The following is a 25,415-nucleotide window of genomic DNA, read 5'->3' on the forward strand; positions in this document are numbered from 1 at the left end:
ATAGCTGCGTACGCTAGAGCACCTGATCACCAGATCATTCGTATTTATGTTCTATGTGCAGTCGTTCGGGAATGACTCCGGGCCCGGTGCGGACGATGTTGGTTGTAGTGCCGCTGGTACACGGTCAGAACACGGCGACCGTGGCCCTCGCTGAGGATCAGGACGTTGCCAAGGACCTCCCGGCGGAGAGTGCCAATGGCCCTCTCGCAGTGGGCATTCGTCCTCGGTGCCCGTGGCGGTGTCTTGAGGACTTCGATGTCCTCGCCCCGGAAGACGGCGTCGAAGCTCCCCCGGCGACGAGTCGTCGAATTCGACGGCGCTGCGGTCTGCGCCGGTACGGAGAGCTCGGGCTGCCGGGCGCCCGGCGTCACTTGCCGCCCCGGGTGCACTGCCCATGGCTGTCGACTTCCGGGCTGTGGGGCGCCAGGCAGAGGAAGAGGGGGCGCCGGGAGCGCTGGTCGTCGTCGAGCGGCAGTTCGAAGCCTCGGTCCGGGGCGATGTCGTCCCGGACCGTAACGCCCGTGCGGAGCGCCTGCAGGACGTTGGACGGTGTGGCGGAGCCCCCGGACTGTGCGGAGGCCTCGAGGATGGCCGCCGCAGCCGCCCGGAAGGAGTCTCCTCCGGTGGCGAAGTCACTGCCGCCCTTCGAGGAGTCGAGAACGGGCCGGTCGGAGAAGGACACGTAGTACAGGTCCACGGCGGTGTACTTGTGCAAGCGCGCGGAGGCCGGTACGTCCTGGTAGTCGATGAGGGTGTTGACGTCGGCGGAAATTACGGGGATGGGAGAGGGCTGGGCCCGGTCCCGACCGCAGGCGTCCTGTACCCGGGCGAGGACCTTGGGCAGCTGGGTGCCGCGGGCGGCGTAGAGAGTGATGCCGTCCTGCGCGGGAAACTCGCAGATCCTCTGTGCGAGCTGCGGGAGCCTGAGCGCGGTGGCGCCGCTGTTCTCCGGGGTGGGGGGCGGGATCTCCGCGAACCACGGCTTCTGCACCGTGATGTTACGGCGTGTCAGCTCCTTGTCGAGCTTGCTCCGGAGCTCAGCGCTGTAACGGTCGTTGCGATCGTAGACGATCAACGCCTTCTTGCCGCCGAGGTCGGCGGCGCGCCCGGCCATGGCCCGGGCCATCACCGTGTTGGTGGGCTGGGTGTGGAAGAAGTTACGCGCCTCGTCGGCCATGAAGTCACCCGTGACCGAGGCTCCGATCACCGGCATGCTGGCGCCCAGGTGGTTGATCGCGTCGACCGATTCCTGACGGCTCTGGGTGATGCCGATCACGGCGGAGATGCTGCTGTCCCTCGCCGCCAGTTCCTTGATCCGGTCCGCGACCGCTTTGCCTTCGCTCAAGGCGAAGCCGGCGTTCGCCACCAGCAACTTCAGCATGGGCTTGTCGTTGTCGACCAGGGCTCGCTCGTTCCACGCCCGCTGTGCGTCTGCGGCGCCCTGCAGTTGCAGCACCCCTGCCGGGACGATCTGCTCGCCGCGGCCCCTTGGATTGGCGGTCAGCGGCGCGAGGAACACCACGGTGCGGTGAGGGCCGGTGACGTCGGCGTTCTGTTGGCGGATCCGGTCCTGCAACGAGCGCAGGAGCGGCTGCGATCGACTATCGGTGAAGTAGCAGCCGCGTGACTCGGTGTCGATGCCCACGCGTGCTTTTCCGGCCTGCCAGGTCGCCGGGCAGGGGGTGTGGTGCAGCCGTGCGCTCACGGTGACGAATCCGGGGTAGGCGCCGGTAACGAGCACCAGCGTCGGTGCCAGCCACCAGATGTGCGCGGCGAACCTGCTCACCTCGCTGGGCCGGACCTTGGCGTTGAGCAGCAGCCGTCCGGCCACGGCGGACTGCTCGGGTCCGTCCGGCACCCGGACGGTGATCCGGTCGGCCTGCTCCGTGGCCGCCGGGCGGCTGCGGATGGCCCGCAGATGATCGGCCGCAGCGCTCATGTCCAGTGAGGGACCGCCACCGGTCTGCGGGTCCGTCGACGGACCGCCGTGCGCCGCCAGTACCAGGACAGGAGGGCGGGCGACCTGCGGATGCAACTCGCCGTAAGCATCGAGCAGTTGCCGGGCTGGTCCGGCGCCGGGATCGGCCAGGTCCGGCAGGAGAAGAACGAAGCACCACACTCTGCGGCGGCGCTTGGGACGGAAGCGGCTGGGCGCGACGGCCGCGGAGAGATCCATGGACAGCGCCTCCAGGAGGAGGCTCAGCCGGAGGGTGGCCTGCTGTTGCTCGTCGGCCTCGCGCAGACGCGTTGCGGCTTCGATGAAGTTTCGTGCGGCGAGGCCCGCTTGGGTGACTCGCTGGGTGTACCAGCGCATGCTGTGGTTGAGCTTCCCGCGGTGCCATAGCTGCAAGGGCCACGCCAGAAGAAATCTCAGCACTGCGGTGAGCCACTGGGATCGCACCGCGTCGGCTCCGCCGTTGTCGAAGCCGTCGCGCAGCGCGATGAGACCGGCGGTTCGGCGTTCCCATGACTTCCGCAGCCCCTGAGCCATGGCCTGCTGGGGGTCCGGGGGTACATCGGCCGCCAGTGGGTCATCGTCGGACAGTTTCACGTCGAGAACGTCCCGGCACGTCCGGTACACGGGCAGACGCAGCGTCCCGGAGAGCCGCGGCATGGTGTTCTCCCACTCCTTGACCAGGGCGTCGAGCAGCGCGACGTCCGGCCTGGCATCCCTCGTGACCATGGCCAGACAGCCCTTGTCCACGAGAGCGTGCGGGACGAGGAACTCCTGGTTCCCCTCCGGGTTCTCCCTCCGAAGCCGCTCGCCGTAGCCGGACACGAACGCTTCCGCGCGCCCCGGAGCGGCTTCGTCCCGGAAGACCACCACCGGCAGCCTGCGGCCGGGGTCCCGCTGGACGGCCAGCGCATCCAGGGCCCCCACCACGTGATCCACATTGTCAAGAGCCGGAATTGGCAAGGCCCTTCCCCCTCCCCTGGCATCAGTGACTTGTCGTGATACTGCTCCTCTTTGAATGTGATACAGAATGAAATGACATGAATGATTGATCTTGCCGCTAAAATGGCGCTCTGCGACCGAGGTTGACCCTTGGGCCGCCGGTCGGCCGCCGAGCAAGGCCCCCGCCTCAGGACGAGCTCGACACTGTGATCCCAGGTCGCCGAAGCGCGCGATCAGTCGTCCGAAGGCGGGCCGCAACAGAGCCGCGTGACGCGGCTGCAGGGGCCAACAGACCTATGCCCGGCGGTAGATCGTGATCGAGTGTCCGACCTCATCGATCGGCTTGCTGCTGTCGATCAGCGCCGCCAGTCGGCCGTCGGCCTTGGCGATCGAGGAGTCCGACACGACGAGCAGCCCATGAACCTCGTTAGGGGACACCTTGAGCGGGTTGGATGCATCGATGCCGTAGTAGGACGGCACGCCGCTGCCCTTGTAGACGAGCCAGATCTTCTCGTCCGGATACCGCTGCCGGAGGCGGTCGGCCAGCCGCCCGAGGTCCTGGCCCCAATCGACGTTCGAGTCATGCAAGCGCAGGTGAGTCTTCGGTGGCCCGCCGAACGCCTCGTTGGAGTACGGCAGGTAATACGGGTACGTCCGCAGCGAACTGACCGCGACGAACAGGGCCAGCGCCGCAGTCAGGAGGTGTACCCACCGCCACCGGGCGGCGACCACGCCGGCCGCCGCGACTGCCAGGAACATCGGTACGAAGACGGCGTACCGGACGCCGAAGTCGCGGGACCCGTTCAGGGCCGAGGCCAGCAGCACGGCCGTGGGGAGGAGCACGTACAGTGCCGCGGGCCGAAGCCGGGGCACCGTCAGGATCGCGACGGCACCCGTCGGCCACAGCGCGAGCATGCCGAGCGGCGTCTTCACCAGCAACGCGGTCGGCAGGTAGTACCACAGCGAACCGCGGTAGTGCCGGCCGAACAGGAAGCCGCCCCACGTCGAGTCCTCGAAGCCGAACTGGATGCGTATCCCGTCCCGGTACGGCTCTGGCAACGGCAGCCAGTTGACGACGAGCCCGCGCAGCCCGTGGGTGACCGGCACGTGTCCGGGCATCGCCGCCCAGCGTAACCGCGGGTCGACGGCGAGGTAGGTGGCCCACACCACGATGACCGCGGCCAGCGCCACGACGACCGCCGCCGCCACGCCGAGCGCAAGAAGCCGCACCGTTCCGCGCGTGCCGAGGTCGTGCGTCCGACGGGCGTACCGGACCGACAGGACGACGAGGAGCAGCAGCACCGGAACCGCCGGCAACGCGCTCATCTTCGTGGCCACGGCCGCGCCGAGCGCCACCCCGGCGAGCGGGAGGTAGAGGGGCGGCCGCCGCCGTGCCCGCCACAGCAACCAGACCGACGTCAGCAGGAAGCCGGCCGCCGGTACGTCGAGCGTGGCCAACGACCCGTGTGCGATGACGTCGGGCGAGAACGCGTACAGGGCGAGCGCCAACAACCCGCCCACAGAGCCGACGAGGTCACGGGCGAACGCGAAGATGACCAGCCCGAACAGCAGCGACAGCAGGATCACCGGCAGTCGCGCCAACAGCATCAGTCGCCACGGATCGTTGCCCGACTCGTACAGCAGACGCCTCCCGAGCGCCGTCTGGCCGCCGACGAAGGCGGGGTCCAGACGCGCGTCGGCGAAGGCCAGTCCGGTCGCGATGATCAGCTTGCCCAGCGGCGGATGCTCAGGGTTGTACCGCAGGCTGTGCTGCTGCTGGTAGACCACCGCCGTGCCCACGTACACGGGCTCGTCGATGGTCGGGGCCTGCTCCACGGCCGTCGTGACCATCGCGACCGCCATCTCGGCAAGGAGCACGACCACGACGAGCGCGAACAGCCACCGCCGGTGCCGCCGCAGCCCTTCCCATCGGCCCGGCGGCTTCCCGGTGGTCGCCGACGTGGGCCGACGAGGCAGAACGGGAGGCGCGGCGTGCTCGCCTCCGTCGGGATCGAGGAGCGAGTGTTGTTCTTGCGTCATCGTCCCCGTACCCCGGTGAGCGTCCGAACAGAGCCGCCACTCCGCCTGTCGGCCGTGAATGATGGCACGACCTGTGTTACGTACGCTCCGTACGAGCTCGTTCATCGGCGGTTTGTCGCATCTTCCGGTTCCACGGTGAGGTGTTTTCCCGTGCCCGAGAAGGTCATCGAGGGCAAGCTGCTGTGTTACGTCGTGCGCGACGGGCGGCTGTTGGTGTTCCGGCACACCGACTACAGCATCGAGAGGGTGGGCATCCAGGGCCTCGGCCGGCGGCATCCGGCTGCTGATGCCTCCCGGACGAAGCGCTCAGCCCTCCCGGATGAAGCCCTCTTGCACGAGCCAGTCCTTCGCCACCTCGTGCGGGTCCTCCCCTCCCACATCCACCCGCGCGTTCAGCCGCTGGGCCTCCGCCGCCGTCAGCCGCCTGCTGATCGGGGCGAGGATCCCGGCGATGGCGGGGTACTTCTCCATCGCGGCGCTGTTCATCTCCGGTGCCGCGTTGTAGTTCGGGAAGAAGTGCCGGTCGTCCTCCAGCACTTTCAACTTCAGTTCCGGAAGGCGGCCGTCGGTGGTGGCGGCCACCCCGAGGGTGCAGGCGGCGCCCTTGGCGACCTGGGTGTAGACGATGCCGTCGTCCATCTTCTTGAAGTTCCCGGGCGGGAGGGTGAAGCCGTACTTCTTCGCCACGCCCGGCAGGCCGTCCTCGCGCACCGCGAATTCGCTCCCCCCGCAGATCGTGGCTGCGCCCGGGTCCTCCTTCACCAGACGCGCCACGTCGGAGAGGGTCCGCAGACGGTGCTTCTGCGCGTTCGCCTGGTTGGCGACCAGCGCGTAGGTGTTGTCGAGCGGGGCCGCGGGCAGCCAGGTGATGCCGTGGCGGCGGTCCTCGTCGCGTACGGCCTCCCACTGCTCGTACGGGTCGACGATCGGCCGGGTGTGCCCGAGGTACGTGATCCAGGCCGTGCCCGTGTACTCGAACATCCCGTCCGCCGCACCGGACTTGACCGCCTCGCGGGCACCGATCGAGCCCTGGATGTTCGTCCGGTCCAGGACCTCCGCGCCGGCCGCCTTGAAGACCAGCCCCATGATCTGGCCCAGGATGATCTGCTCGGTGAACTCCTTGGAGGTGACGGTCAGTTGGGCGCCCGCCAAGGGCCGGCCCTTCCCGATCGAGCCCGGCCGCACCGAGTCGGCCAGCGGGCTGCCGCTGGTCAGCCCGCAGCCGCTCAGCCCCGCGACGGCGAGCAGCAGCGCGCACGTGCCCGCGGCGGCGGCCCGCACCCGGGACAGGCGCATCAGTCCACCTCCAGGCCGCGCGGGCGCAGCAGCACTTCGACGAGCATCCCCAGCCAGTCCACGATCAGCGCCATGGAGACCGTCAGCACGGAGCCCAGGACCAGCACCGGCATGCGCTGGTTGGTGATGCCGGAGGAGATCAGGTCGCCGAGGCCGCCGCCACCGCCGAAGGTGGCCAGCGTCGCGGTGCCGACGTTCAGCACCAGCGCGGTCCGTACGCCCGCCAGGATCAGCGGTACGGCCAGCGGCAGTTCGACCCGGAACAGCACCAGGCGCGGCGACATCCCGATGCCGCGTGCCGCGTCCACCAGCGCCGGGTCGATGGCCTTCAGCCCGGCGACGGTGTTGCTCAGCACCGGCAGCACCGCGAACGCCACGATGCCGATCAGCGCCGCCCGCCGGCCGATGCCGAGCCAGATCACCAGCAGCGCCAGCAGGCCCAGGGCCGGGGTCGCCTGGCCGATGTTGGCCGCCGCGACGAACGGCGGGGCGGCCCGGCGCAGGCTGCTGCGGGTCAGCGCGACGCCCAGCGGGATCGCGATGACGAGCACGAAGAAGGTGGAGATCGCGACGAGTTCGGTCTGCTGGCGGAGCGTGGTGCGCACGATGCCGCCGGAGAGCGAGTTCCTGGCGATCGAGTCCAACTCGGTAGTGCTGAGATAGAGCGCGGTGGCGCCGAGGGCGGCCGCGACGAAGGCCGGCACCGTGACCAGCTTCTGCCAGGTGATACGGCGTGATACCCGGTGGGGGAGGCCGGGGCGGCCGGGTGCGACGGGCCCGGTCTCGGGCTCGTCCGGGCCCGGAGCCCGGTGACCGGCCTCGGGAGCGGCCCTGCCACCAGCCCCGGGGGCGGCCTCGTCACCGACCTCGCTCCGACTCACGAGGGCTCACCCCGGACGGTCCGCGGAGCCTCCTCGGCCCGCCGCTCCTCCGGCGCCCCGTTCATCGCGTTGAGCAGCGTCGCCATGTCCACGACGCCGACGTACTCGCCGCGCTGTCCGGTGACCGCGACCCGGCCCGCTCCGTCGGACAGCAGAGCCTCCAGCGCGTCCCGCAGCGTCGCGTCCACCCCGATCCGGCCGCGGACCGGGGTGCCCGCCGATAACGGCAGGGGCTCTGCCGCGGGCTGCGCGGTCTGGGCGCGCGTCAGGTCCTCGGGCCGCAGCCAGGTGTGCGGGCGCCGGTCCCGGTCCAGCAGCAGCAGCTGATCGGCGGAGGCGGAGGCGGCGCCCGCGCGCAGCAGCCCCAGGACGGTCTCCAGCGGGTCGTCGACGGTGGCGGTCGGGACGTCGGCGAGCTCCACCTCCCGTACGCGCTTGAGGTTCAGCCGCTTCACCCCGGCGCCCGCGCCCACGAATCCGGCGACGAGGTCGTCGGCCGGTCTGGTCAGGATCGCCTCCGGGGTGTCGAACTGGGCGATGTGCGACCGCTCGCGCAGCACCGCGATCCGGTCGCCGACCTTGATGGCCTCGTCGAAGTCGTGGGTGACGAAGACGATCGTCTTGCGCAGCTCGAGCTGCAGCCGGATCAGCTGGTCCTGAAGGCGTTCGCGGGTAATGGGGTCGACGGCTCCGAACGGCTCGTCCATCAGCAGCACTGGCGGGTCGGCGGCCAGCGCCCGCGCCACCCCGACCCGCTGCTGCTGGCCGCCGGAGAGCCGGCGCGGATAGCGGCCGCGGAACTCCCCGGGATCCAGCCCGACCAGATGGAGCATCTCCTCGACCCGGTCCCGCACCTTCGCCCGGGGCCAGCCGGCCATCTTCGGTACGAGCGCGATGTTCTCGGCGACGGTCATGTGCGGGAAGAGGCCGGTTGCCTGGATGGCGTAGCCGATGGTGCGGCGGAGCGCCACGGGGTCGATGCCGGTGACGTCCTCGCCGCCGATCGTGATCCGCCCCGAGGTCGGCTCGATCAGCCGGTTGATCATCTTGAGGGTGGTGCTCTTGCCGCAGCCCGAGGGACCCACGAGGACCACGGTCTCGCCCGCCGCGATGTCCAGGGTCACGTCCTCCACGGCCGGAGCGGGGCTGTCCGGATAGCGCTTGGTGAGGTTGTCCAGTCGGATACTCGCGCCGGCGGGGGCCGGCTGGGCGAGTCCGGCAGGCTCTGCGGTTGCGGAAGCCCGTGCGGTAGGTTCGGCGGTTTCGGCAGGTTCAGCCACGGATCCCCCGTGAGATGGTGAGCCGTCCGATCAGCACGTACCCGGCGTCGAACAGCAGGGCCAGGACGACGATTCCGAGCGTCCCCGACAGTACTTCGTTGAGCGCGTTCGCACTGCCCAGGCTGGAGATCCCGCGGAAGATCTGGTTGCCGAGCCCGGGCCCCGAGGCGAAGGCCGCAATCGCCGCGATGCCCATCAGCATCTGGGTCGCCACCCGGACGCCGGTGAGGATCGGAGGCCAGGCGAGCGGCAGTTCGACCCTGAGCAGCCGGGCGAACCGCGACATCCCCATGCCCCTGGCGGTCTCGACGAGGGCCGGGTCGATCCCGCGTAACCCGACGACCGCGTTGCGGACCACGGGCAGCAGCCCGTACAGGGTCAGCGCGATGACGGTCGGCGCGACGCCGAGGCCGACGACTGGGACGAGCAGGCCGATGAGGGCCAGGGAGGGGACGGTGAGGATGGTTGCGGTCGTGGTGATCGCGAGGTTTCCCGCCCACTCGGTGCGGTAGGTGAGGACGCCGATCAGGACGCCGAGCAGTGTGGCGGCGACCATGCACTGGAAGACGGCGCTGGCGTGCTGATAGGCATCCACCAGCAGCTGCTGGTAGCGAGTGCCCAGGTACTCCCAGAAGCTCACTTCTCGGCCCCTCCGTCACGGGCGGTTCCCCAGCGGTCAGCGGTCCTTACGGCGCCTGCCGCGACGCCTGGCGCACCAGCGGGATGATCCGGAGCGGCACCGGATTCTCCATCACGATCGCCGTCGAGGCCCGCACGATGCCATCGAATCCCACCACCCGGTCGATCACGCGCTGCAAGTCCGGAGTCGAGCGTGCCACCAATGGCACAGCATGTCACCATGGCCCGTCGTGGTGTGCGGCTCCAGCACTTCCGGCACGCCGTCCATGTGCTCAGCGAAGGCGACGGATGTCGCGATACACCGACTTCATGTAGTTGGAGAAGTCCTCGACATAGGACTGGTAGTCCTGTCGCCATCTGTCGATGTCGGACTGATTCACCGGCTCCCCGAGCACTCCGGCCAGGTGCTGGGCCAAGTAGTCGTCGTTGTGTTCCGGGGTGAAGGTCACCTTGTTGTTGTTGCTCGACATGTCGAAGCTTCGCGTCAGGTCGAGGCGGAGTGTCTTGTAGAGGAACGAGTTCGCTGAGAACCGCAGCGACTCCGGCATCTCCTTGGCCTGGGACTGGGCGCCGTGATACCACGAGATGTACACGGAGTCGTCGAACATCTCGTAGCGGTAGACTGCTGTGTCCTCGATGTACAGCAGGTTGACTGGACAGAAGCGGCGGTAGTCGAAGAGCGACACCACGCTGATGATCAGCTCGTGGCGCAGGTCGCTCTCGAGCTCCTGGATGTCCTTGCCTGCGAACCGTTCCCAGTAGACCCTGTCGGCGGCACGCCGTCCGATCGCTCTCGGGTCGCCGGGGCTCAGCATGGCGACCTTTACCTGCTGCGGATAGTGGTTCGAGGCACGGAGCCGCGCGGCCACATAGCGGGCGCTCGGGCCGCGGAACGCGTAGAAGCCGGTCTCCTCAAGGCTGCGGATCATGTCAACGTTGAACCGATCGCCGTACAGACCGTCCTTCGGGTCCAGCGGGGGGTAGAGCGCGATGGGGAGAAACTCCTTGTTGCCCTGCGCCACTGTCGCCGTGAGTTCGCTCGAGAATGCCGTAAAGGTGTCCTTGAGTGACTGCTGGAGGCTCTTCTCCTGGATGCGCGTGCTCAATACCGAGAAGATCACCGCGAAGATTACACTGGCTATCAAATTGAGCCCGAGAGCCGACAGGACCTCGCGCGTCGTCAGGCTCCGGTCGAGGTTCACAAACACAATCCCCACGACCAGGGTGGCCAGGCACGCCACGGCGAACGCGTAGTTAACCAGGGTCTTGCGGGCGATTTGATGCCCCGCTGCCATCTCTGCCCCCTCCCTGCCTCGGCTCCCCAGACCTCTACTCCAACTGCAATAGTGTGCTGGGTATTTGAGTGTAAGTCAGGTGCTTGAAGATGAACCGATCGTGGACCGGATCGGTCAGATCACGACCCGGCTCCGGTGCTCGGGAAGCACCACGTTCCGCCACATCCCGCGGGGAGCACTCCCGGCGCGTGGTGGGAGCCGTCGGACAGTTCCCCCGCTGCCTCGAAGGACCTGGGCCCCCGATCTCACGGAATTCTGCGGCGTGGTGCAGCGCCCGGTCGGGCTCGCGCTCATCAGGTGCCGGCTCAAGGGGCGTTGAGCGCCTTGCCCGCCAGATCGAGCGCCGGGTCAGGGCGAGGCCGGATTGCCGGGAGTCTTCCGCGTCGAGGCCAGCACGCCGACTTTGTCGATGCGGTGCTCGGGGTTGCCCTTGTCGTCGCGCCAGAAGTTTCCGGCCGCGTCGTCCTCCGGAGTCGCGCAGGTGGAGATTGTGATCATGGATTCCGTGGGACGCTCACCCGGGGAACCGGGGACCGCCGCCCGCTGCTCGGCGAGCGAGCTCTCGGAGCGGAAGGAGGTCTTCCTGGTCTTGGTGATCTTGTATTCGTAGATCATGCCACCCGACGTGACGAGCACCGAGTCGCCCTGGTCGAGGGACGGGAGGTCGCGCAGGGGCCCACCAGCGGAGAGGCGGTGGGCTGTCACGAGGTAGTTGCCGATCTCGCCGGGGCCGACACCGCCATGGTCCCCGTACGGGCTGGTGGCCACGCCGCGGTTCTGGATCCGCGTACCCGGCCAGTCGTCAGTCGTTCCCTCGTACGGGACGACGTGCAGGTCCTTGAGGCCGATCGACGGGATCGTCAGCGAGGCGGTCCGGGTCCGCGTGCTGGTCTCGCGCGGAGTCGGCTTCGTTGAGGTCGTCTGCGGGGCCGGCGAGGGGCTGTCCGACGAGGGAGGCGTGGGCGTCTCCGTGGGCACCGTTGCAGTGGACGCTGCGCCCCGGGTGGCCATTCTGTCGGCTGCCCCGTCGCCGTCACCGGAGAAGCAGCCGGCGAGCACGACGATGAGCGTGCCGGCGAGTGCGACCAAGGCCGCGCGGGAAGGTGACATGGTACTTCCCAGTCGAAGCAGGGGCATATCTGACCATGAGGCGGTCGAGGGTGAGCGCCTCTAGGTCGACAACAACAGGAACCGATCAGGTGTTCCCCCGTCCCGGGCAGTGCGGAAGCTGACGCGCGCATCCTCGGTCCAGACCATCTGCTGACCATGCAGACCCAGCAGCGTCTGAGGAAGATCGGCTGGTTCGTGGACCTTGTGATCGAGGACGGTTGACGAGCGGAGGTCAGCTTGATCTTCACCGTGGTCTCGTCGTCCTGTCCCGATACGTTGCCCCGGAACTCGCCGTACTCGTGCTGCCCTCGTGACTCGTTGAAGCCGAGCCGATCCCCAGCGTTGCTGTACAGCAGGGGGTGCAGCAACCACCGACAGCGCAGAAGTCCGCGGCCCTGAGTGGCTGATCGACCGGCCGAGCAGACCTCAGGGACCATCGCGCCGGCGATGAGGCGGCACCAGGGGGCCGCTCGCTCCTGGACTACGGAGTCCGTGACGGTGCGGGCGCCGGCCGACGGGGGGCAGCACTGCCGCACGGATGATGACCAGCGAGGACGTCTCCGCGATCGGTGCCAGGCCTACACAGCAGAGATCAGCATCCGTGGACTATCCGCGGACCGGACCGGACCGGACCGGACCAGGCCCAGAGCACCTCCACGCTGTTCCCGGCTCGTTCGGCGACCTCCGCAGGGTCGACTCCAGCATTAAGCCAGGACGGCAGTGTTGCGTGCCAAAGGTTGTGACTCCACGAGGTCCGGATCGGCTCAGCTGCCCAGGTACTCGTGCACCAGGCGCACGGCCGTAGCTCCCTCGCCCACCGCCGAGGCGACACGCTTGATCGAGCCCTTCCGTACGTCTCCCGCCGCGAATACGCCGGGCATGCTCGTCTCCAGCGGCATGGGGTCTCGACCGAGTGGCCAGCGCGCGGGGGACTCCTCGCGGATCTCGCGCCCCGTCACCAGGTAGCCCTGCCCGTCGCGCGCCATGCTGTCCGGGAGCCACTGTGTGTGCGGTTCACCGCCGATCATGATGAACAGTGCGGCTGCCGGAACCCGCTCGACGGTGTTCGCCGTCCGATCCCCGAGCGTCAGGTGTTCCAGGTGCCCATCGCCGCCACCGTCGACCACCTCCGTCCGATGGCGGACGATGATATTCGGCGTCGCCTCGACGGCACGCACCAGATAGGCCGACGCTGACTTCGCCAGGCTGTCGCCCCGCACCACCAAGGTGACCGTGCGAGCGTGCTTGGCCAGATGCACCGCGGCCTGACCGGCCGAGTTCCCGGCGCCGACGATGAAGACGTCCTGATCTCGCATCGCCCGGCTCTCGCCCACGGCCGCGCCGTAGAACACGCCGGAACCGACCAGAGCTTCCAGGCCCGGCACGCCGAGTCGCCGCCAGTCGACACCTGTGGCGATCAACACCGCGCGTGCGCTGACCTCGGAGCCGTCCAGCATGTGCGCCACTCGCCGGTCGCCGCGGCGTTCGAGCGCGACCGCTTGTTGTGCGAAGACGATGTGCGCGCCCATCAGCCACGCCTGTTCGCAGGTCTGCTCCATGAGGTCGCCGCCGGCAATGCCGTGGGGGAACCCCGGATAGTTCCTGATCATCGGGCTCGTCCCGGCCTGCCCACCCGAGATGGCCTGCTCAAGCAGCACGGTGTTCAGTCCTTCGGACGCCGCGTACACGGCCGCCGTCAGGCCGGCCGGCCCGGCGCCGACGATGGCGGCGTCGCAGACGTCCATGTCGTTCGTGACGCTGACCCCGAGCGCGCGCGCGAGATCGGGCAGCCTCGGATCGATGAACGCCTGGCTGTCATGGCGGATCACCACCGGCAGGTGCGACGCGTCGATGCCGGCCTCCCTCAGCAGACGCCGTCCGGCCTCCTCCTCGGCCGGGTAGACCGCGAACGGCAGGTTGAAGCGCGCCATCACATCGCGCAGCCGCAGCACACGGCGGTCGCCCTTTCGGGCGACGACGCGGAACAGCTCGAATTTCGGTTCCTGATCCTTCGTCCACGAGGACAGGAACTCGCTCACCGCGCGGTACAGCATCTCGTCGTCCGCCCACGGTCGCACGATGTGGTAGTCGGCGCGGCCGAGCGCGATCGCCTGTACGGCCGGGCTGGTCGACGAGTAGTCGCGGTCCACGAGCAGCACACGCTTGGCGCGCGGATACAGCTCATGTGCCCGTGTGAGGACGTCGACGGAGTCGTCGTCCACGAGCAGCAGTGCGAGGGGTTCCCTGGCCCGCGCCAGTTCCTGCACCGCGATGAGCGCGGCTTCCGGCGAGCCCGCGCCGTTCACCGTGAATGCTCTGCCGAACCGTCGCGTGAGGTCGGCGAGCAGCACGCGAAGCGAACTCGGGTCATGATCCACCACGAAAATGACCGGCCACGTCACCTGTGCAAGCCTAATGGCGGCCGGCGGGTCATGCGCGGCTCGCCGCGACAGGCTGTCCAGCCTTGGGGCCGGCCCCTGGGATCGATCTTTCGGCTGCCGCACGGGAATGACCATCAAGCCGGTGTCGCGTCTGGGACCACTTCGAAACCACACGCTACGCAGATCACCAGCACAGCAGAACGACCGACCATGCGCCTCACACCCGCTGACCTCGGAGAATGCCTCCCGCAATGTGCCGGGGGCCAAGGGGTCGCAGGTTTCAGATCCTGTCGTCCCGACGGTGTATTTGCAGGTCAGAGGGCCGTTTCCGATCACCGGGAGCGACTCGACGAGTCGGGGGTGGCATGGGTGTCACTGGCAGGAGAGGACGGTGCGGAGATCGTCCGTGGAGGCTCCTCCGAAATCCGGTGCGTACAGCCCGGTGTCGGCTTCGGACAGTTCTTCGGCCAGGTGGGCAAGGGGGAGACGGGGTTGTATGGCAGCGCGCGCGGCCACGATGCTCAGCGCCAGTGGCAGGCCCGCGCAGCGCTTGAGTATCGCGGTGACCGCGTCGGGTTCGGCGCCGAGGCGGTGCTCGCCGAGGTGGCGGGTGAGGAGCCGGCGGGCCTCGATCTCGGACAGGGCGTCCAGGGTGAGGAGTTTCGCTCCGTGGGTGGTGACCAGGCCGGCAAGCTGGTGCCGACTGGTGATCAGCACCATGCAGCCGGGACTGCCCGGCAGCAGCGGGATGGCCTGAGCGGAGTCACGGGCGTTGTCCAGCACCACCAGCATCTGCTTGTCCGCCACCAGGCTGCGGTACAGAGCGGCCTGGGCATCCGGCTCGGCGGGGACCGCCGCGGACTCCATACCCAGTGCGTCGAGGAAACCCCGTACCGCCACGGCAGGCGGTACGGGCTCCCTGGAGGGACCGAAGCCGTGCAGGTTGACATACAACTGCCCGTCCGGGAAAAGTCGTTGACGGTGATGGGCCCAGTGCAGGGCCAGGCTGGTCTTGCCTATCCCTCCCATGCCGCCGATCGCCGAGATGGGCACGGTACCTCCGGAATCGGCCTGCCCCTCCAGCGCTGCCGAGAGCGCGGCCAGCTCGCGCGTCCGGCCGGTGAACAAGCCCGACGGCGCCGGCAACTGGCGCGGCACCGGCACCGACGCCGTAGCAGCCGGAGCGGACCTGGCCCTTACCCCCGTCCCCGGGGCAAGAGCGGGATCGGCCGTGAGTATCTGCTGGTGCAGACGCTTGAGCGCCGGGCCCGGGTCGATACCCAACTCCTCGACCAGCAGCCCCCGGGTGTACTGGTAGTGCCCCAGCGCTTCGGCGGTCCGCCCGCACCGGTACAGCGCCAGCATCAGCTGACCTGCCAGCCGTTCATCCAATGGATGCTCCCCGGCACGGGCACGCAAGACCGGCAGCAGACCGCTGTGCTGACCTAGCCGCAACCGGACATCCGCCCAGTCCAGCTCCGCAGCGAGCCGCTCGTGATGCAGGCAAGCGCGTACCGCGCTGCTCCACGGGGTCCCCACACCAGCGAGCACCTCCCCCCGCCACAGCCCCACAGCCCGCCCGAACAACGCCGAGGCCTGCTCATCCCCGTCCGCCCTGCGCGCCTGCTCCACCAGATCGCGGAACTGGTACAGATCCACCACCGCCGGATCAACAGCGAGCACATAACCCGCAGAGCGACGGGCGATATCCACACCCTCCGCCACGGCCAAGGCCTGCCGCAGCCGCGACAGGTAGCCATACAACGTCCCCCGCTGCGCCGGCTCCTCCCCCCACAACCGCTCCGCCAGCTGACCAATGCTCACCTCACGGTTGACATCCACCAACAAGGCCGCCAGCAGGAGCCGTTGCCGGGCATGGCCGAGATCGACCAGCCGACCGTCGACACCCACCTCGATGCTACCCAGGACCCCCAACTCCACCGTCATCCCGGCCACCAACCCCCTTCTTCCAACCAACCCGTCCTCCCGGTACGGAGGGAGTCACGCCGTTGCGGTCTCGCCGACTCGCCCGCGGCGCGCGACCGTACGAAGCCGGTACGACGTTGCTGTGTGCGTGGTGCCCGCCCATGCAGGCCGGTGAGTTCGACTTTCGACCCAGTCCTGCCCCGAGGTGGGCTTGGGCCACCCGAGTTGGATGCGGGTCGGCGTGGTCTCGTCTGAGGAGCTCCGGCCGACCAGGCCGAGGATCTCTCCCCCCGCGGGAGATACGGAGGCCCTCGCCGCGCAGGGCGTGAACGGTGCCGCCCGGCCGAGCTCGAAGCGGCCGCGCTCGGGGACGGCAGGTGGCAGTCCCGGTCATCGTGTTCCTCTTGGATGTAGGAGGGTCGGCTGCTGCCGTCGGCTTCGGGGTGGTCGTGGGAAGCGGGCGCAGCAATCAATACCTGTGTGGCAAGATCTTCAGGGTGTCGCCACACGAGTATCGGTGACAGGGAAGAAGGTAACCGCAACCCCCCAGTAGGACAACTGCTGTAGCGAAGTCGCCCAGAGCCTCGCGCACCAGTATGACTCCGTGGCGGATCCGACATCGTGGCTGAGCCGCCAGGGCGTCCGGCAGACCTGCTGTGCGTCCTTGGAAGGTGCCGTCAAGCGCGGGTTGGGGGCGGCCGCGGGTGGAGCACCGACGGCGAGTCACCTTCTGCTCCCGCGCCCGCGCTGGATCCGGTACATCGTCGAGAGCGAGCACCCGTAATTGCCCGCGTCCAGCTCCCGCGTCCACACCTGGACAGGCGGGAGCTCGGCGCACTCCGGCCGGTCCAACACCATGAGGGCCGCGGCCCGTTCGGGTCTGGAGGGAGCCGACGCGGAGCTGCGGCCTGCGCTCCGCCGGCCGGCGGGCTTGAGCCATCCGCACCATCAACGCCAGGATCCCCCGCCCGTCGCAGACCCGGCCTGGGACCAACGTTCGGCCGTCGTCGAGAGGGTGGAGGTCGGTTGGCGACGTACTCGACGTACGCGTCGAAATCAACGCGTCGAGCACGCCATCGACTTCATGAACTGGGCGGTTCAACACGGCGGGCAGGGGCGACGATCGCCACAACTCATACTGTTGAATAATCTCGTCGGTAACTTCACCACAGCAGTTGTCCTGGGGTCGGACCGTGGGTACCTTCTAGGACAGGCGTCGGACCGATGTGGCGGAGTCAGCCGGATTTCGCCACAGAAGTAGATGTGCTGCTGTCGCTCCCGCTGCGCCATGTGGACGATATCGGGTGCGGAAGGAGGCCTCGTGCTCTTTGCAGACGCTTCTCACCATCTGTCAAGAGCGCTGGTGCGGTGCGATCCATGGCGCTGACCGCCGTCCCGCCTCTGCAGGCGGCGGCTCCATCCGTTCGCTGCGACATGGGTGAAGCCCGCCCAGCCCTTGCACCGGCACTCGGCGCCACCTCTCCTGCAAAACGCGGCAGTCTCAGGTCGGCTCGACGACGAGGGGAACCGGGCGATCGGCCTGTGATCCATTGCAGTGGCAGTCCGGCGGGGGCCCAGCGGAGCGTTGCTCAGCTCAACTTGTCCTACATCTGAGGGGTCACAATGATCTGGACCGACACCAGCAGTGCCGTGAGCGCGGAAACTCCGCACGTTGCTCCGCGCGAGGCCGCACTCATCCTTAACCCTGCCGACCGCTGCCAGATCGAGACCCTCCCCAAAGCCGCCCGGAATCTGGTGGAAGAACACCTGACTCGGTGGAACCTGGCATCGCTCATAGACGACGCGAAGGTTGTGGCCAGCGAGTTGGTCACCAACGCTGTCCAGTACGCCCCATGCACAGCTGTCGGGTTCGCTTTACGCTACGCCGAAGGTGCATTGCGTATTGAGGTCGAAGACGATTCCTCCGAAGATCCCATGCTGCGACAGGCCAACGGTTATGAGGAACACGGGCGGGGACTTCAGCTGGTCGGGCACCTCTCCCACAGGTGGGGGTTTCACAGGAACGGGAGCGGCACGAAGACGACATGGTGCCTGTTCGACACCAGCTCGGCGGTCGGCAGCAACCAAGACTGAGGTGGTCCGCTTGCGGCGGAATCATGGCACGACCCAGCACAGAGCGTGCTCCGGTGTCGGCTCATCCCAGGCTTTCCTGCGCGCTGGAGCGTTAGAGCTTCGTCGCGGTCGGCCGCCCAGGTGGATCAAGTCTCTGGAATCCAAACGGGATTCTCGCGTTCTGCACCTGTGAGATGCGACCGGGAGTGGGCCCCTCATTTCTCTGAGACGGTGGTGACCCCCGGCGTTCACGGCGTGCGACCTCATGTCGTACCGCCGGATCCGGCAATCGTCCGTCGCGCCCGAGAGGCGCCGGAGTGCTGACGCTGCACGCCGACCGAGCGTGTTCCCATCTTCAGCGATCTGCATCGCTCGACGGTTTCACTGAGCACCGTCCTTCCTGAGCGGGAACGCCCAAGTGGTGCCGCCCGACTCAACGGCCTGCATGAAGGCGTCGACGGCCTGACGGCGCATCTGCGGGCTCCACTGCGGTGCCTGCTCGGCCATCCTTGTGACGAACTCGATGACTCCGGCGTTCCTGAGGGCCAGGTAGTCGTCAAGCTCGGTGTCGATCGTGGCGGCCAGATCGTCGTCAAGGAAGTAGGCCGCCTGCGGGCCGTTATCGTCCGCCAGGCCGAAATGGCTTGCCAATCCCAGCAGGTGCTTCAGCCGGGGGTTGGGCAGGGAGTCGAGCGGTGGATTGAGCAGCTCACGGATGTAACTGGAGGAAATCGATCCGTACTTCCCCTCCGCGCTGATCGTTTTTGCGGCCTCCTCGGGGGTGTACGGACCTCGCCCAGGAGGATGGACCGCGTGGAACAAACGGCGCAGTTTTGCTGGGAACGACTGCCGTGGCCGCTCGTCGCCGAGTCGCTCCCTCCGACCGCCGACGAAGACGGCCGGACACACCTGAAGCGCAGCGGCCAGGTACTCGATCGTCTGCAGCGTGGGATTGTCCCGGTGCCCCTTGCGCAGATGAGAGATGTAACCGTCGGTGATGTCCCCGCCGAGGCTGCTGACGATCTGAGCGAGCTCAATGTTGGTGTACCGCCGGCCACGGCCAACAGGGGACAGGCACAAGTCATCGAGGATGGCCGCAAACGACTGCGGTGGACCATCAGACACAGCCACACCTCCCACCAGTCCCCGGCGCGACGGTCATTGGGGATCAACCCGGCCGCCGGCCAAGAAGGCCACTGCTGAACTTCCCCAGCAGAGGCCACCAGATCTCTCTGGCGCGCCATACATGCCAGAGGCACCGAGCCGTGAGGGCCCCGGTGAGACTCATGGATGCGCCAGGTACGAGTGCCCTGAACTGCTCACCGAGCCCGAGATGCTTGCACGGTAGGCCATCCGAGCAAGCAAGTATACTGCCGCGGCGAGAAGCCGCCAGGATGTTGCACACAAGCACGAAATGGGGGTCGCCTCGAAGATCGGCTCCGGCGGTTGTTGCAGCTCTCTCGGCACAGCCCCCGCGGTCCCTGGAAGACTGCGCAGCCAACGCCGGCCGACAGGAACGGATGCGGGCACTAGCGCTTCCTGGGGACGGGCCCCAGTCCCTCCGCGATCCGCATCACGTGCGGTGTCGCCTCGGACGGGGTTACGGCCTCCACAAGGTTCTGCTGCTCGGTCAGGCGCCCAATGAGGTCGTCTGCGAACTCCTCGGCTTCCCGTTCCTCGTACTGGGTATGGGTCGTCCGCTCGGCGACCAAGCGCGCCATCTTGCTCGGCAGATGCGGCGCGAAGTGGCGCACGCCCTTTCCGGGTCCGAGGGCGGTGGGCTGATGGCCCAGGAGCAGGTGCGCGAGTTCGTGCAGCAGAATGCCGAGCCTGTGGTACCAGGACTGGGACTTCGCGCAGCAGACGACGTACGTTCCGTTGGCGAGCCGTGCCGTCCCACCGCTGAGGCGCGTGTTGCGCAGGACCACGAACCTGATCTCGACACGCGCGCCGAGGCGCTCGCTCATCACCTCGCCGACACGGCGGCAGGCGTCCCGGTAGGTCGCCGTATGCGAGAGGTTGAACTGCCCGACCACCTGGTCGCAGAGTTCCCTGCGCTCGCGCTCGTCCATACCGATCTCCCTGCTGAGCCATAAAGCGATCTTCATGACCCTGACTGTTTCATTGAGCACCGTCCTTCCTGAGCGGAAACGCCCAGGCGCTCTCGCCGGACTCGACGGCATGCGAGAAGGCTTCAATGGCCTGGCGACGCATCTGTGGGCTCCACTGGGGTGCTTGCACGGCCATCCGCGTGACGAACTCCACGACTCCGGCGTCCCTGAAGGCCGCGTAGTCGTCGAGCTCGGCATCGATCGTGGCCGCTAGGTGGTCGTCGAGGAAGTAGGCTGCCTGCGGCCCGTCGTCGTCAGCCAAACCGAAAAAGTCGGCAAGCCCCAGTAGGTGCTTCAGCCGGGGGTTGGGCGGCAACTGCGGCGGCGGATTGAGCAGTTCGCGAATATAACTGGAGGAGATCGATCCGTACCTACGGTTATCAGTGATGGAATTCGCGACCTCCTCCGGAGTGTACGGTCCCCGGTCGGGAGGGTGGACCACGTGGAACAGGCGGCGCAGCTTGTCCGGGAACGACCGGCGCGGCTGCTCGACACCGAGGCGTTCCCGGCGGCCTCCGACGAAGACGGCCGGGCTCACCCCGAGCGCAGCGGCCAGGTCCTGGACGGTCTGCAGCGTAGGGTTGTCCCGGTGCCCCTTACGCAGGTGGGAGATGTAGCCGTCAGTGATGTCCCCGCCGTTGTCGGCGACGAGTTGGGCCAGTTCGCTGTTGGTGTAACGCTGGGAACGACCGACGGGGTGCAGGCACAGGTCGACGAGTATGGCCGCGAACGACAGGGACAGATCCCTCGCCATAGCCGCACCTCCACAACGATTCCCTCATCGGGTGCGCCAACCCTGCTGCCAGCCAGTCACGCAGGAGTGGCTGCTGGTCAGCTCAAGCCATCCGAAGGTTAGCAAACTGCAGTAGTAGCAGGCCATCACTCTTCAGCACGGGGGTATGAATACGCTGGTGGCGACGGCCGGGGTGACGAAGGGTCGGGCAGCGTGCTTCCTTATTGAGCACCACGTGATCGTCGCGACGGTGGGGTCCTGCGGGTGGGGCAAGGACGCCACTGGGCCGCTGCCGGGTCCCCTGCCCGCGGTCGTTCGAAGATCGGGCGCCCGTGGCGCTCCTGCTGTGGTGCTCAGCAAGCACCACCATCGCGTCCCCGCCGTCGAAGCCGATCGACGGCGTCGGTCAGGAACTCCACTTTGCGGACAGCGACGGTTCCCGTGCGAACGGCGTTGGTGCGGTCGGATTCACGCGTCTGAGAGGCAGGGCCGCTTGTACGCCCGCGCGATCCGAAGCCACCAGCCGACTTCGGCTTCGATGCTGCTGGCGTCCAGGATCTGCTCATCGTCCGGAGGCATCTCGGCGTCCTCGGAGTGTCGCGCTCCACGCTGCCACGCCTTGAGCGCGGCCCGGAGTTGGGCTGCCTCGACAGCAGCTGTGAGCCTGTCGTGGGTGAGGCCGGATTCCCGACCCAACCGATCGGCTGTCTCGCGCACCGCGGGATCAAAGAGGGGCTTGAGTATCAGGCGCCAGTCGTTGAGCTCGATCACGATCCGGCGCACGCGATGATACGGATCCAGCCTCTGCCGACGGATAACCATGACGCTTTCCGGGGACACGGACCGGAGCGTGCGGTGCAGGCCCCTCAGGGTGAAGAAAGCCCGCCACCGACGCAGCCAGGCACGTAGCGGCGGGATCCCCACCATCAGCCCGAGCAACAGAGGAACGGTCAGCACATTGAACGTCAGGACGATTACTTTGATCTGGGGTCCGGCGTCGTAGAGCTGGAATCTCACCGCGATAACGCTGGCTGCCATGAACAGGAGGTAGATACTGGCAAGCGCGGCGACCATGCCGAAGAGGCGAAGCCTGCGTCGTAGTCGGGGAAACTCTGCGTAGTCGTCCAAACGTGCCCAGGTGAGGCACCAGAAGGTCACGACGAAGGTCCCGGCCGCCGCTGGCAGGTGAAAGACCATGTAGAAGGCGAAAACCGTGAGTTGGTACGGCACGTAGGTGGCGGCGAAATCGTTGTGCACACGCTCTACGGGAACGTTCGACAAACTGAACAGGACGGCCATGCCGGCAATGTCCACAGCGTAGGCCGCTATGGCCCAACGTGACCACTTCCACGCCATACTGGCCGAATGGTGCAAAAACAAGCCCAGTGTCAACCAGGATGCAGCGGTCGCCGTCATATGGCTGGCCACCACCAGAATCGAGACATTGGGTATGCCTGTAGCCCGGTTGATCCATTGCTGTGTCGCGGGCGCAGACAGCCACGCGACCGCGGTAGGAAAGTAGATTGCTGCACAGAGGGCCAACAGCCTGGGATTACCGTGATGGGTGCGTAATTGCCGGAACTTATGAGCGAGCACACTCGTGTACGCGACGGCAACAATGAGAGCGACGATGTTAAAGATCACTGAGGTCCCTCTGGGGTCGTTCTTCCCGGGCACTGGAGAATGTGCACAGCGGCCGCCCTGTCGCGCCAGCCGACGCTCCCACACCCAATCCGCATCCCTCATTCCCGCGTCGGCACGGACGGATGATAGCGACGGCGGTTGGCGTACATCCAGCCTCGAACTTTGAACAGTTCCGTCGGCTTGTGCGGCGGAACGTTTCGGCTTCCTGGGCCGGCTTTGAGCAGGCCGGCGGCCCGGCTGTCGCGTCGGGCGGGCACCGGGTTCCACGGCTCCGAGGTCGGGGTGCAGGGCTGGTGTCCCGGGCGGCGCGGATGCGGTCCTCGGCCCGGGCCCACTGGCGGTGCCGCAACTCCAGTCGTGCGATCGACGTGTCCTTGGCGCCGGCCGCGTCCAGGGCCGCAGTTTCCCGGCCAACCACCAAGCGTGCTCGCCGACTTCGGCCCGTCCCGCCGGATGGCCCTCAGCGCGCACGGGGACCGGTTGCGGACAGCATGCTCGCTGCGGCGCGGCCTCAATGCGCTGCTGCGGTGCGAGGTCTCTCAGTCCGCCGGCCTTTTCGATCGTTTTGATCCGGCTGCTCCGGTACCCCACGCTTCGGCGACCCGCATGACCTGCGGCGTCACCTCCGATGGCCGGATTTCGGCATCCTCGAAGTACTGACGCTCGGTCAGCGAATAGAGGAGCCTGTCGGCGAACTCCTCGGCCTCGAGTTCCTGTTTCTCGGCGTGAGTGGTTCGAGAGGCGATGATCTCCGACATCCTGCTGGGCAGGTGCGGCGCGAACCGGCGCAGGCTCTCCAGGTGCGCCTGGCCAACGCCTTCATGCCCGAGGAGCACGTGCGCGAACTCGTGGAGCAGGATTCCCAGCCGGTGGTACCAGGACCGAGAGCTCGCGCACAACACGGCATACGATCCGTCGTGGAGCCGTACGGTCGCCCCGCTGAGCCCGCCGCTGCGCATGCGGATGAACTTCACCTCGACTGAAGCGCTGAGGAGTTCGCTCATCACCTCGCACACCCGACGGCAGGCGTCTTTGTACGTGGCTGCACGCGGCAGACTGAACCGGTCAAGCATCTGCTCACAGAGTTCATCGAGCTCATGCCGATCCATGCTGCCGTCCTAGGTCGGGCACTCCGGGTGTTGGTCTTGATGCGCTCTCCCAGCGGCTCTTGCCGTGTCAAGTATAGGAGACACGCACATGCTGACGAAAGCTTGACCGTGGGGCCGGATGCTCGCATCGCTTGCAATTCCACCCATAAGGAACCCAGAGTGTCGGTCTGCTGCCCTCCGGGTGTTCCGCGTCTGAATCCGAGGCTTCCCGCGCGCTGATCTCGCAGATCGCCGCCCGTTCACCAACGAGGCAAGAACGAAGCAAGGTCTGCCCAAGATCTCCCGATCGCCCTCGCTGTTAACTGGGCATTGGCAGCCGAAACACGGACTGTGAATGAGATCAAGCGCTCCGCACACCACGAGTGGCTTCGGCAGTGGGTGATCAGGCAGCAGGCGGGCTTGAGGAAGGCTCAGACAGTGCTTGGAGCCTGCCCGGCCGTGAACGACCAGCGAGGGCCCGTCTGCGGCTCCCCTTCAGCGCCCGAACGCGGAGCTGGCGACGCAGCCGGACCATTCCATCCAGGCGACGTGCGGCTCAGGGTGCTCCCACGGGACGTCGTCCAAAACAGCCAAGAACAGGGGCCGTCGTGTCGCAGGAGACGTCCGGAGCGGGGTCCGACGTACTCGCCGTGCTGGAGTTGCTGGTCAGCGCGGGACCGGCGGACCTTCTCGATACGCCCGTACAGGAAGCTCGCCAGCGAGGTGCCACCGGCGCCGAGCTGGAGGCGGTGGAACACGCCAGGCGATTAGGGATGGCCATCCACGCTCGGCTGTACCAGCGCCAGCAGCGTGAGACAGGCCTCTCCGCTCTCGTGGACACGGCGCGGGAACTGGCTGCGCCGCACGATCTGGAGTCCACACTCAAGATCATCACCAGGCGGGCGCGACTCCTTCTCGGCGCCGACATGTCCTGCATCAGCCTCCCGGACGACGACGGAGCGTTCCGTGTGTGCGCTTCCGATGGTCACACCGCAGCACTGAGAGTCGGGCTGCGGCTGCCGTCGAGCGCCGGGATCGGCAGCGTTGCGACGGCCAGCCCCTCACCTTTCTGGACCCCCGACTACCTCGCCGACCATCGGTTCCAGCACAGCGAGAGCATCGATGAGGTGGTCGGGGCAGAAGGTCTTCACGCCATCATGGCGGTCCCTTTCAGCGACTGCACACAGTCACTCGGCGTGCTGTATGTGGCCGACCGGAGGGTGCGTCACTTCAGCGCGGACGAGATCTCGTTGCTGAGCTCCCTCGGAGACATCGCCGGTGTGGCCACCGAGAGGGCCCGGCACTGCGAGCGCATCAATGCCGAGTTGAGCGACCTGAGGCACGGCGCGGCACGGTGCGAAGCCGATCTGGGGGGTGCCCGGGAGCTCAGCGTCATCCACGACCAACTGATCGAACTGGTGCTCAGGGGCGGCGATCTCCGGGCGTTGGCCAAGGATATGAGCCAGCGGTTCGACGGCGGCCTGCTGATCCTCTCCGCCAACGGCACGGTCCTCGCAACGGCCGGGGACATGCCGGAGAAGGAGGAATCCGCCCTGGTGGTGGCCGCGATGGACGCCCACGCGGTCGGCGAGCCGGCGCCGGTGCAACTGGACGACGGCATGTGGGCCATGCCTGTCGTCACCGGCAACGAGTACCTCGGCACGCTGTTCCTCGATCCCTGCCGCCCGCTCGCGGACCGGGACCAGCGGCTGCTCCGGTCCGCAGCGCAAGCCACGGCGGTCATGCTGCTGTTGCAGAGCAGCAGGAGTGTCTCGGCGGAGGGCCAGGTGCGTGACGAGCTCCTCGAGGATCTGCTGGTCAGCCCGCAGCGCCCACGGCAGCAGCTCGAGAAACGCGCACGCCGATTCGGCATCGACCTGAGCGCGCCTCATGTGGTGGTGATAGCCCGCCCCGAGGGGGGAGCCCAGACCAAGGCGTGCACCTGGGCCTCCTCCTATGCCCACCGCATGAACGGACTCAAGAGCATGCACGGTGACTCCGCCGTACTCCTGCTCCCGGCAA

17 protein-coding genes and 2 pseudogenes are annotated in these 25,415 nt (G+C 67.6%); 2 read left to right on the forward strand and 17 right to left on the reverse strand.

Features of this window, described 5'->3' with window-relative positions; translation table 11 throughout:
- Window positions 1–44: 44 nt before the first annotated feature.
- From ABZW18_RS18895 to ABZW18_RS18950, 12 genes and pseudogenes are all read right to left on the reverse strand, one after another.
- Window positions 45–287: pseudogene (locus ABZW18_RS18895) on the reverse strand (integrase core domain-containing protein); the annotation flags it as partial.
- Between the two features lie 80 nt (window positions 288–367).
- Window positions 368–2,881 (reverse strand): ABC transporter substrate-binding protein, encoded by a 2,514-nt coding sequence (locus ABZW18_RS18900; RefSeq protein ID WP_356188706.1) that lies wholly within the window; start codon window positions 2,879–2,881, stop codon window positions 368–370.
- 309 nt (window positions 2,882–3,190) lie between these two features.
- Entirely contained in the window at window positions 3,191–4,759 is a 1,569-nt protein-coding gene (locus ABZW18_RS18905; RefSeq protein WP_356188736.1) for a glycosyltransferase family 39 protein, read from the reverse strand.
- A gap of 483 nt (window positions 4,760–5,242) precedes the next feature.
- Entirely contained in the window at window positions 5,243–6,232 is a 990-nt protein-coding gene (locus ABZW18_RS18910) for a glycine betaine ABC transporter substrate-binding protein (protein ID WP_356188708.1), read from the reverse strand.
- Window positions 6,232–7,113 (reverse strand): ABC transporter permease, encoded by an 882-nt coding sequence (locus ABZW18_RS18915; RefSeq protein WP_356188710.1) that lies wholly within the window; start codon window positions 7,111–7,113, stop codon window positions 6,232–6,234. The genes ABZW18_RS18910 and ABZW18_RS18915 overlap by 1 nt, the downstream gene beginning before the upstream one ends.
- Window positions 7,110–8,297: a betaine/proline/choline family ABC transporter ATP-binding protein gene (locus tag ABZW18_RS18920; protein ID WP_356188738.1), complete on the reverse strand. Its 1,188-nt coding sequence runs from the start codon at window positions 8,295–8,297 to the stop codon at window positions 7,110–7,112. Before ABZW18_RS18920 ends, ABZW18_RS18915 begins: the two co-directional genes overlap by 4 nt.
- A gap of 88 nt (window positions 8,298–8,385) precedes the next feature.
- Window positions 8,386–9,033: an ABC transporter permease gene (locus ABZW18_RS18925; protein ID WP_356188712.1), complete on the reverse strand. Its 648-nt coding sequence runs from the start codon at window positions 9,031–9,033 to the stop codon at window positions 8,386–8,388.
- Window positions 9,034–9,079: 46 nt separating this feature from the next.
- Window positions 9,080–9,303: pseudogene (locus ABZW18_RS18930) on the reverse strand (Lrp/AsnC ligand binding domain-containing protein); the annotation flags it as partial.
- 1 nt (window position 9,304) lies between these two features.
- Window positions 9,305–10,327, reverse strand: a complete 1,023-nt coding sequence (locus ABZW18_RS18935) for a hypothetical protein (RefSeq protein WP_356188714.1) — start codon at window positions 10,325–10,327, stop codon at window positions 9,305–9,307.
- A gap of 348 nt (window positions 10,328–10,675) precedes the next feature.
- A complete protein-coding gene (locus ABZW18_RS18940; RefSeq protein ID WP_356188716.1) occupies window positions 10,676–11,437 on the reverse strand; it encodes a class E sortase in 762 nt (253 codons plus the stop codon).
- Between the two features lie 764 nt (window positions 11,438–12,201).
- Window positions 12,202–14,085 carry an FAD-dependent oxidoreductase gene (locus tag ABZW18_RS18945; RefSeq protein ID WP_356188718.1) on the reverse strand — a complete coding sequence of 628 codons (1,884 nt, stop codon included), beginning with the start codon at window positions 14,083–14,085 and terminating at the stop codon, window positions 12,202–12,204.
- A gap of 105 nt (window positions 14,086–14,190) precedes the next feature.
- Window positions 14,191–15,765 (reverse strand): BTAD domain-containing putative transcriptional regulator, encoded by a 1,575-nt coding sequence (locus tag ABZW18_RS18950; RefSeq protein ID WP_356188740.1) that lies wholly within the window; start codon window positions 15,763–15,765, stop codon window positions 14,191–14,193.
- A 1,602-nt stretch (window positions 15,766–17,367) separates the two neighbouring features.
- Between ABZW18_RS18950 and ABZW18_RS18955 the strand changes: the two genes are divergently transcribed.
- Window positions 17,368–17,838 (forward strand): ATP-binding protein, encoded by a 471-nt coding sequence (locus ABZW18_RS18955; RefSeq protein ID WP_356188720.1) that lies wholly within the window; start codon window positions 17,368–17,370, stop codon window positions 17,836–17,838.
- A gap of 360 nt (window positions 17,839–18,198) precedes the next feature.
- Here ABZW18_RS18955 and ABZW18_RS18960 read toward each other — a convergent pair whose 3' ends face one another.
- The 5 genes from ABZW18_RS18960 to ABZW18_RS18980 form a co-directional block, all read right to left on the reverse strand.
- Window positions 18,199–18,942: a hypothetical protein gene (locus tag ABZW18_RS18960; protein WP_356188722.1), complete on the reverse strand. Its 744-nt coding sequence runs from the start codon at window positions 18,940–18,942 to the stop codon at window positions 18,199–18,201.
- A 404-nt stretch (window positions 18,943–19,346) separates the two neighbouring features.
- Complete coding sequence (locus tag ABZW18_RS18965) at window positions 19,347–19,925, reverse strand: hypothetical protein (RefSeq protein WP_356188724.1); 579 nt, start codon at window positions 19,923–19,925, stop codon at window positions 19,347–19,349.
- A 13-nt stretch (window positions 19,926–19,938) separates the two neighbouring features.
- Window positions 19,939–20,682: a helix-turn-helix transcriptional regulator gene (locus ABZW18_RS18970; protein WP_356188726.1), complete on the reverse strand. Its 744-nt coding sequence runs from the start codon at window positions 20,680–20,682 to the stop codon at window positions 19,939–19,941.
- Between the two features lie 447 nt (window positions 20,683–21,129).
- On the reverse strand, window positions 21,130–22,305 hold the full coding sequence (locus tag ABZW18_RS18975; protein WP_356188728.1) for an MAB_1171c family putative transporter: 1,176 nt from the start codon (window positions 22,303–22,305) through the stop codon (window positions 21,130–21,132).
- A 539-nt stretch (window positions 22,306–22,844) separates the two neighbouring features.
- Entirely contained in the window at window positions 22,845–23,414 is a 570-nt protein-coding gene (locus ABZW18_RS18980) for a hypothetical protein (RefSeq protein WP_356188730.1), read from the reverse strand.
- Window positions 23,415–24,001: 587 nt separating this feature from the next.
- On the opposite strand from ABZW18_RS18980, the gene ABZW18_RS18985 reads away from it, so the two are divergent.
- The coding region (locus tag ABZW18_RS18985; RefSeq protein ID WP_356188732.1) for a GAF domain-containing protein at window positions 24,002–25,415 on the forward strand (1,414 nt) is incomplete at its 3' end.

The sequence above is a fragment of the Streptomyces sp. NPDC004647 genome (assembly GCF_040609575.1).
Classification (GTDB): Bacteria; Actinomycetota; Actinomycetes; order Streptomycetales; family Streptomycetaceae; genus Streptomyces.